This window comes from Actinoplanes sp. NPDC048791, from assembly GCF_040650095.1.
Lineage (GTDB): Bacteria > Actinomycetota > Actinomycetes > Mycobacteriales > Micromonosporaceae > Actinoplanes.
Window position 1 is genome coordinate 1 of the sequence record NZ_JBEZGQ010000298.1, and the last position, 8,507, is coordinate 8,507.

The 8,507-nt window shown below is 72.4% G+C and carries 10 protein-coding genes; 5 read left to right on the top strand and 5 right to left on the bottom strand.

All coding sequences use genetic code 11. The features are described 5' to 3' along the window. Nucleotides 1–400 (bottom strand): hypothetical protein (locus AB0C29_RS21730; protein WP_360822795.1); only part of this gene is annotated, 400 nt, incomplete at its 3' end. A gap of 158 nt (nt 401–558) precedes the next feature. Between AB0C29_RS21730 and AB0C29_RS21735 the strand changes: the two genes are divergently transcribed. From AB0C29_RS21735 to AB0C29_RS21745, 3 genes are all read left to right on the top strand, one after another. Beyond that, the gene (locus AB0C29_RS21735; RefSeq protein ID WP_360822798.1) at nt 559–1,662 is read left to right on the top strand and encodes an LLM class flavin-dependent oxidoreductase; all 1,104 of its coding nucleotides are present in this window, start codon (nt 559–561) and stop codon (nt 1,660–1,662) included. Further along, nucleotides 1,659–2,273 carry an FMN reductase gene (locus AB0C29_RS21740; protein WP_360554675.1) on the top strand — a complete coding sequence of 205 codons (615 nt, stop codon included), beginning with the start codon at nt 1,659–1,661 and terminating at the stop codon, nt 2,271–2,273. Before AB0C29_RS21735 ends, AB0C29_RS21740 begins: the two co-directional genes overlap by 4 nt. 67 nt (nt 2,274–2,340) lie before the next feature. Then, nucleotides 2,341–2,904 (top strand): histidine phosphatase family protein, encoded by a 564-nt coding sequence (locus AB0C29_RS21745; RefSeq protein WP_360822801.1) that lies wholly within the window; start codon nt 2,341–2,343, stop codon nt 2,902–2,904. 9 nt (nt 2,905–2,913) lie between these two features. Here AB0C29_RS21745 and AB0C29_RS21750 read toward each other — a convergent pair whose 3' ends face one another. Further along, nucleotides 2,914–3,690, bottom strand: coding sequence for an SDR family oxidoreductase (locus tag AB0C29_RS21750; RefSeq protein ID WP_360822804.1), 777 nt, complete (start codon nt 3,688–3,690; stop codon nt 2,914–2,916). A gap of 61 nt (nt 3,691–3,751) precedes the next feature. Here AB0C29_RS21750 and AB0C29_RS21755 point away from each other — a divergent pair, with 61 nt between their 5' ends. Further along, the gene (locus AB0C29_RS21755; RefSeq protein WP_360822807.1) at nt 3,752–4,390 is read left to right on the top strand and encodes a helix-turn-helix domain-containing protein; all 639 of its coding nucleotides are present in this window, start codon (nt 3,752–3,754) and stop codon (nt 4,388–4,390) included. Between the two features lie 42 nt (nt 4,391–4,432). Here the strand turns inward: AB0C29_RS21755 and AB0C29_RS21760 are convergent, their stop codons facing one another. Continuing rightward, on the bottom strand, nt 4,433–5,998 hold the full coding sequence (locus AB0C29_RS21760) for an MFS transporter (RefSeq protein WP_360822810.1): 1,566 nt from the start codon (nt 5,996–5,998) through the stop codon (nt 4,433–4,435). Next, nucleotides 5,995–6,585, bottom strand: coding sequence for a class I SAM-dependent methyltransferase (locus AB0C29_RS21765; RefSeq protein WP_360822813.1), 591 nt, complete (start codon nt 6,583–6,585; stop codon nt 5,995–5,997). The genes AB0C29_RS21760 and AB0C29_RS21765 overlap by 4 nt, the downstream gene beginning before the upstream one ends. A gap of 66 nt (nt 6,586–6,651) precedes the next feature. On the opposite strand from AB0C29_RS21765, the gene AB0C29_RS21770 reads away from it, so the two are divergent. After that, nucleotides 6,652–7,248 (top strand): XRE family transcriptional regulator, encoded by a 597-nt coding sequence (locus tag AB0C29_RS21770; protein WP_360822816.1) that lies wholly within the window; start codon nt 6,652–6,654, stop codon nt 7,246–7,248. Here AB0C29_RS21770 and AB0C29_RS21775 read toward each other — a convergent pair. After that, on the bottom strand, nt 7,236–8,351 hold the full coding sequence (locus AB0C29_RS21775; protein ID WP_360822819.1) for an ROK family transcriptional regulator: 1,116 nt from the start codon (nt 8,349–8,351) through the stop codon (nt 7,236–7,238). The two genes, AB0C29_RS21770 and AB0C29_RS21775, sit on opposite strands and share 13 nt — an antisense overlap. Nucleotides 8,352–8,507: the final 156 nt, after the last annotated feature.

Genomic DNA, 8,507 nt, shown 5'->3' on the forward strand with positions numbered 1-8,507 from the left:
GCGCAGCCACGGGCGCGGCCGCCTTCGCAGTCGGGGGCAGGGACGGGGCGGCCGGCAACGGGCTGACGCCGGTGCACAGTCCCGTGGCACCGGCGATCGAGTTCACCCGGTACCGGCCGCCGGCCCGGAAGCCGTAACCGCAGCTCGCCTCGCCACGGCCCACCTTCAGCCGCAGGGTGTCCGCCGCCGCGGCGCCCTTCTCGACCGACTCGACCGTCATCCGGATCCCGGTGTCCGAGACGTCGGTGACCGTGCCGACGACGATCAGTTCAGCCCGTTCGTCCTGGTCGGCGAACGACACACAGGAGCAGGCCCAGGCCGGCGGGGCGGGGGAGACGAGGACGACCAGGCTGAGGCTCAGCAGCATCAGGGTGAGCAGGCTCGAGAGGCGCAGTTTCATACCGGCACCGACGCGGGCGGACGCCGGGCGGTTCCGCCGCGGTGTGACCGGGACCCCACTTCCCCCAAGTTCTTTGAATCTGAAATAGTTGACGAGTCAAAGGCGTTGTGCGGGTCAGTGCGGGACGTCAGGTTCCGCCCCGGAGCTCAGGAGCGGTCATGCAGTTCGGGATCTTCACCGTCGGCGATGTCACGCCGGACGCCACCACCGGGCGGCAGCCGACCGAGCACGAGCGGATCAAGGCCATCGTCGCCATCGCGGAGAAGGCCGAGGAGGTCGGTCTCGACGTCTTCGCGCTGGGTGAGCACCACAACGAGCCGTTCGTGCCGTCGTCGCCCACCACTCTGCTCGGCCACGTCGCCGCGCGTACGCAGCGGCTGCTGCTGTCCACGTCCACGACGCTGATCACGACCAACGACCCGGTCAAGATCGCCGAGGACTACGCGATGCTGCAGCACCTGGCCGACGGCCGCGTCGACCTGATGATGGGCCGCGGCAACACCGGCCCGGTCTACCCCTGGTTCGGCAAGGACATCCGCGCCGGCATCCCGCTGGCCGTCGAGAACTACGCCCTGCTGCACCGCCTCTGGCGTGAGCACACCGTCGACTGGAAGGGCAAGTTCCGCACCCCGCTGCAGTCGTTCACCTCGACCCCGCGCCCGCTCGACGGCATCCCGCCGTTCGTCTGGCACGGCTCGATCCGCAGCCCCGAGATCGCCGAACAGGCCGCCTTCTACGGCGACGGCTTCTTCGCCAACCACATCTTCTGGCCCAAGGAGCACACCCAGCGGATGGTCGCCCTCTACCGCCAGCGCTATGCCCACTACGGCCACGGCTCCGAGGACCAGGCCATCGTCGGCCTCGGCGGCCAGGTGTTCATGCGCAAGAACAGCCAGGACGCGGTGAAGGAGTTCCGGCCGTACTTCGACAACGCGCCGGTCTACGGCCACGGCCCGAGCCTGGAGGACTTCACCCGGGAGACGCCGCTGACCGTGGGTAGCCCGCAACAGGTCATCGACCGCACGCTGGGCTTCCGCGACTACGCCGGCGACTACCAGCGCCAGCTGTTCCTGCTGGACCACGCCGGGCTGCCCCTGAAGACGGTCCTGGAGCAGCTCGACCTGCTCGGCGAGGAAGTCGTACCGGTGCTGCGCAAGGAATTCGCCGCGCTGAAGCCGGCCCACGTGCCGGACGCGCCGACCCACGCCTCGCTGCTCGAAGCCGCGCAGGCGGCGGAGACGAAGGAGAAGGTGCAGGCATGAAGCAGCGCACCCTCGTCGTGGTCTCGGCGGGGCTGAGCCAGCCGTCGTCCACCCGCCTGCTCGCGGACCGCCTGTCCGCGGCGGCGGTGACGGCGGCCGCCGGCCTCGGCGTCCAGCTGTCGGTCCAGGTGATCGAACTGCGCGACCTGGCCCACGACCTGATGAACCACCTGCTCACCGGCTTCCCGCCGGCACCGCTGAAGCGAGCCCTCGACACGGTCGAGTCCGCCGACGCGATGATCGCGGTCACGCCGATCTTCAACGCGTCCTACAGCGGCCTGTTCAAGTCGTTCTTCGACGTGCTGGGCCAGGACGCCCTGACCGACAAACCGGTGCTGATCGCGGCGACCGGCGGCTCGGCCCGGCACTCGCTGGCGCTCGACCACGCGGTCCGGCCGATGTTCGCCTACCTGCGGGCCGTCCCGGTGCCGACGGCGGTCTACGCCGCGTCCGAGGACTGGGGTGGCGACGAGAGCGAGGGCCAGCTGCGCGGCCGGATCAGCCGGGCGGCGGGCGAACTGGCCCGCGAGATCGACCGGCGCGAACCGGTGACGGTCCAGGACCCGTTCGCGCTCACCACCTCGTTCGAGGATCTGCTGGCCGGCGGCTGAGGCCTGGCGGCGGGGATGGATGGGGCGTGGGTGGGGTAGGAACAAGCGGGACCGAACAGGGGGCGTCATGGCGGAGATCGTGCTCATCCGGCACGGGCAGACCGAGTGGAGTGCGGTTGGTAAGCACACCTCGTACACGGATCTGGATCTGACCGGAGCGGGGGAGCAGCAGGCCCGGGTCGCCGGTGAGCGCCTGGCCGGACGCAGCTTCGCGGCCGTCATCTCCAGCCCGCGCAAGCGGGCCCTGCGCACCGCCGAACTGGCCGGCCTGGCCGTCACGGAGACCACCGAGGACCTCGCCGAGTGGAACTACGGCGAGTACGAGGGCATCACCAGCGCCACCATCCACGAGACCAGCCCGGCCTGGTCGCTGTGGACCGACGGCGCGCCCGGCGGCGAGTCACCGGCCGAGGTCGGCGAGCGCCTGGACCGGGTGCTTGCCCGGGCCCGCACGTTCCTGGACCGGGGCGACGTGGCGCTGATCGCCCACGGGCACTCGCTACGGGTGGCGGGTGCCCGGTGGATCGGGCTGCCGGCCAGCGGCGGCGGGCTGCTGAAGCTGGGCACGGCGACCCTGTCGACGCTGGGCTTCGAGCACGGCAACCAGGTCATCGACACCTGGAACGGCTGAGCGCCGGCCTCAGTCGAGCAGTTCGCCGCAGGTCACGTTGGTGATCGACGCGGTGACCGCGGCGGCCCGGTCGCTGGCCAGCCACACCGCGACCTGAGCGACCTCGGCCAGGCTCGGCAGGCGCCGCAGCAGCGTCCGGCCGGCCTTGGCGGCGTCGAAGTCCTCGCGGGTCGTGCCGGCGTTGCGGGCGTGCACGTCGAAGACCTGGTCGACGCCATCGGCGTCCGGGGAGCCCGCGGACCGCAGGCAGGCGACCCGCACCCCGTACGGGCCCAGCTCAACCGCCAGCGCCCGGCTCAGCGACTCGACGGCCGCGCACTGCACCCCGAAGCTGCCGGCCATCGGAATGCCGGTGCGGTCGGGGCTCGCGGTCAGCATGAGGATCGTCCCGCCACCCCGCGCGGTCATCGGCCGGGCGGCCGCGGTCGCCGTGATGAAGTGGGTGCGGGCCCGGGCGTCGAGGCCGCGGGCGAAGTCATCGGCGGACATGTCGACGAGCGGCACGCCCTGCACGTGGTCGACCGAGATGAGGTTGATCGACACGTCGAGCCGCCCGTGCCGGTCCACGACGTCGCGCACATCGCGGTCCACCGCCGCCGGATCCAGCGCATCCACCTGGGCGATCTCCGCACGTCCGGTGATCGTCGCGGCGACCTCCCGGAGCGCCCCCGGCCTGCGCCCGGCCAGATGCACCACGGCCCCTTCGGCGGCGAATGCCTGCGCCACCGCGCTTCCCGCTGCGCCTGCCGCTCCGTAGACGACGGCGACCTTGTCCTCGAGCATCATGGCGTCATGGTTGCAGAGAAGGACTTGTTAGTACAGATCTAGGACTAGATAGTATCGGCGCATGACGACGACGGCGCGTTCGTACGGTGACGGGTGCGGTATCGCCCACGCGCTCGACCTCATCGGCGAGCGGTGGGCTCTGCTGGTCGTGCGGGAGCTGCTGCTGGGCCCGTTGCGGTTCAGCGATCTGCGGGCCGGCCTGCCCGGGGCGAGTCCGAACGTGCTGTCCCAGCGGCTGCGCGACCTCGAGCACGTCGGCGTGATCCGGCGGCGCCGCCTGCCGCCGCCGGCCGCCGCGAACGTGTACGAGCTGACCGAGCACGGCGCCGAGCTGGAGCCGATCCTGGTCGCCCTCGGTTCCTGGGCGCTGCGCTCCCCGCTCGCGCCGTCCGGACACCTGAGCGCCGTATCGGCCATGCTCACGTTGCGGACCTACTACCGCGCGACCGACGACTGGGCCACGACGCTTCAGGTGCACCTGGACGACCGCTCCTATGTGGCCCGGATCGCCGGGGAGCGCGTCGAGGTGAGTGCCGGTCAGGCCGCGGCGGAGACCACTGTGGAGACCGATCCGGGCACACTGGTCGCGCTCCTGGTCGGGGAACGGGAGCTGGCCGACGCGGGGGAGGTGCGGGTCACCGGGGACGTCGCCGCGTTCCGGCGGGTGCTGGCCGGCATCAACATGGCCGGCGGCCGGTGAGCGTGGCCAGCCTCTGTCGGTGATCGGCGGGGTGGGTCCGGCTCATCGGCCGACCGCGTCGCTGGTCGCAGCCGCTGCGGGTGACGGTCCGGCCGGCGCGGTGCGTAGGGGCCCTCGTGCCAGGACGTAGACGAACAGCACCGCCATGACGCCGACCCCGGCCCACATGGCCTGCTGCCAGCCGTCCACGAAGGACTCCTGAGCGGCCCGGATCAGCGCCGGAGCCTGACCGCCCGCGCTGTCGGCGGCGGCGAGGGCGTTGGCGATGCCTTCGCGGGCAGTGCCGGCGGCCTCGGGCGGGATCGCATCGAGCCGCGTGTCGACGGCGTTGCGGTAGCCGGCGGAGAGGACCGCTCCGAGCAGGGCGACGCCGAGTGCCGTACCGAATTCTCTGGTGACGTCGTTGAGCGCGGACGCGACACCTTGGCGTTCGCGGGGCAGGGCGGACGTGATGGCTTCGGTGGCGGGCGTCTGGGTCAGGCCCATGCCGAGCCCCATGGCCAGCATGCCGGGCAGCACCGAGAGGTAGCCGTCCTCGATGGAGACGGACGTGGCCATCAGGGCCAGCCCCACGCCGCCGAGCAGGATGCCGGTCGCCATCGTCGAGCGGCCACCGACGCGGGCGGCCACTCGCGGCGCGAGACCGGAGGCCAGCATCATCATCGCGGCCATCGGCATGAGCGCCAGCGTGGACCGCAGGCCGGACCAGCCGAGCACCGCCTGCAGGAACGGGAACAGCACCACGAAGATCCCGGCCTGTACGCCGAACACCGTCAGCAGTGCCAGCGAGCCACCGGCGAGGCCGCGCTCGCGGAACAGTCGCACGTCCAGCAGCGGAGCCGTGCGGCGCAGTTCCCACGCCACGAAGCCGGCCGTGCCGAGGACGCCGATCAGCAGGCTCACCAGGGTCACCGGGGTGGTCCAGCCCCGTACCGGGCCCTCGTGGAGGACCAGGACGAGGCCGACCACGGCGACCACGGAGGCCAGCGATCCGACGATGTCGAAGCCGTGCGCCGACTCCTCGCGGGAGTCCGGGACCGACCGCAGCGCCAGGGCGACGGCCACCGCGACGAGCGCGACCGGCAGCACGAACAGCCACCGCCAGTCGGCCAGGTCGACCAGGACCGCCGACAGGTACATGCCGAGGATGCCGCCACCGCCGGCGACCGCGGTCCAGACGCCGATCGCCTTGGAGCGTTCCTCGTCCGGGAACGTCGAGGTGATGACGGCCAGAGTGACCGGCATGATCATCGCGGCGCCCACGCCGCTGAGCAGCCGGGCCGCGATCATGACCTCGGTGGACGGGGCCAGGCCGGCCACGGCGCTGGCCGCGCCGAAGACGATCAGGCCGGCCAGCAGCACCGGCCGCCGGCCCCAGCGGTCGCCCAGGGCGCCGAGCGGCAGCAGCAGCGCGGCGAGGCTGATCGTGTACGTGTTGATGATCCACAGGACGGTGCTCTGCGAGGCGTCGAACGCGACCGCGATCTCCTGCTGCGCGACGTTCAGCCCGGTGACCGAGGCGATGACCGCCATGAGGGCGATGCACACCGCGACCAGGATCGCGCGGCGGCGGCGCGGGTCGTTGATCGTCGTGCCGGTGGCGCTCATCGTCCGGACCGCCGGGTGGCGCGAACGACGACGTCCTGCAGGGGGTGGTCGCTGACCGTACGCACGTGTTCCTCGGCGGTCGCGATGTGCCACTGGGCGCTGTCCAGGCCGGCGGTGATGTCCGCGAGCTTGACCGCTGCCTCGGCCGGCGGGTGGTGCCCGTGGCCCGGTGCTGCCGGGGAGTGCAGGTGGCCGACGATCAGCAGGGTGCCGCCGGGCGCCACCCAGTCGGAGATGCGCTGGTAGAACGCGAGCTGCGGCATCGCCGGGTGCGCGTAGTGGGTGGTGACCAGGTCGAACCGCAGGGCCGGGCGCCAGCTGGTCAGATCGGCCTGGACCCATCGCACGTTCTCGGCGGCTGCGCGCTCAGCCGCGCGGGCGAGGGCGGCGGCGGAGATGTCGGCGGCGGTGACCTGCCAGCCGTGGGACGCGAGCCAGACCGCCTCGGCGCCGGTGCCGCACCCGGCGTCCAGTGCCGTGCCGGGGATCAGGCCGCTCGTCTCGCGGGCCAGGTAGGGGTGCGGGGCCGGAGTCCCCGGGTGCGCCTGGTGCCAGTGGTGTTCCCAGTAGTTCTCGTCGAATTCCATACCGGTGAGCGTGCGGCGTGATCAGTCAGATGTGCAAAGATCTTTGCCGAATGGAAAACTGAGGGCATGGATGAGGAACTGGACCGCACCCTCGACGCCGTCGGGCCCCGGCTGAAGCAGCTCCGGATGCGCCGCGACATCACGCTCACCGCGCTCGCGGAGGAGACCGGCATCTCGGTCAGCACGCTGTCCCGGCTGGAGGCGGGCCTGCGCCGCCCGACGCTGGAGCAGCTCCTGCCGCTCGCCCGCGCGCACGGCGTCACGATCGACGAGCTCGTCGACGCGCCTCTGACCGGCGACCCGCGGATCAACCTGCGGCCGATCGCCGGCCGTGACGGAGCCGTCGTGCTGCCGCTGACCCGCAGGCCGGGCGGTATTCAGGCCTACAAGTTCGTCCTGCCGGCCGGCGACGACGACCGCGAGCCCGATCTGCGCACCCACGAGGGCTACGACTGGGCCTACGTCCTGAACGGCACGCTGCGCCTGGTCCTGGGCGAGCACGACCTCATCCTGCAGCCCGGTGAGGCGGCCGAGTTCGACACCCGTACCCCGCACTGGTTCGGGGCCACCAGCGCCGGGCCCGTCGAGTTCCTCAGTCTCGTCGGCCGGCAGGGCGAACGGGCGCACATCCGGGCGGCACCCCGGTCGGCTCAGCCTGAGTGAGACGGCCGGGCGCCCGCCGACTCCAGCGGGGCCAGGTCCGGGATGCCGTAGCGGGAGTCCAGGACCTGCATCGCGGCGCCGGCCGCGATCACGTCCGCGCCGAGGCTCGACAGCGTGATGCCGGCCGTCTGCCAGTCGGCCCGGGGGACCTGCGTACGGATCGCCGCCTCGGCCTCGGCCCGGTAGATGTCCGCGTGGGTGAGCAGGTCCGCGCCGGCCAGCACAACGTGGGCCACGTCCAGGGTCTGCACGAGGTTGACGATGCCGACGGCCAGGATCCGCGCGGCCGCCCGGATGTCCCCGTCCGCCACCGCCCGGTCGTGGACCGCCTCCAGGCAGCCCCGCCGCCCGCACACGCACGGCGGGCCGGACAGCTCGATGACCGTGTGGCCGAACTCGCCCGCGTTCGTGTGCGACCCGCGATGGGCCGCCCCGCCCAGCCACAGTCCGGCACCCACCCCCGACTCCACCATGATCAGGGCGGCGTCCCGGAAGGCCGGGCCGCGCCGCCAGGCCTCGGCGGTGACCCCGGCCGTGACGTCCTTGTCCAGGTGCACGGGCCGGCCCAGGGCCTGCTCGGCCAGCTCCCGCAGCGGTACGTCGTGCCAGTGCCGCAACCGGTGGGCGTCCCGGACGGTGCCCTGGGCGTGGTCCAGTGGCCCGATCATGCCGATGCCCACCCCGGTCAGCCGCGCGCCGAGCTCATGAGCGGCGGCGATCCGGTCCACGCCGGCCGTGAGCTCGTCCAGCAACGTCCCGGGAGTGAAATCCGCCGGCAGGGGAGTCACCACCGAGTGCCGGACGGTGCCGGCCAGGTCGGTGAGGACCAGCCGCAGGGTACGGCGGGCCACGTGCGCCCCGATCGCGTACCGGCTGTGCGGGACCAGCTCGTACACGCTCGCCGGTTTGCCGATCGCCGGCCGGCGCACGCCCGCGGGCGCGATCAGGCCGTGCTCGACCAGCCGGCCCAGCACCTTCGACACCGCCTGCGGGGTCAGCCCGGTGGCGTCGGCGATCGTCGTGCGTTCGAACGCCGGCCGGGTGCGGGCGACGGCCATCACCAGGGCCTCGTTGTAGCCGCGCAGGAACGTGAGGTCCGCCATGTCGACACTCTATTACGCAACGGCGTTGCTAAAGTCGGCGCTCGTGGAAGATCTGAGCCGTAGGCACCGCTGGGCCGCCCTGCTCGCGCTGGCCCTGGGCGGGGTGGCGATCGGGCTGACCGAGTTCGCCGCGATGGGGCTGCTGCCCGAGGTGGC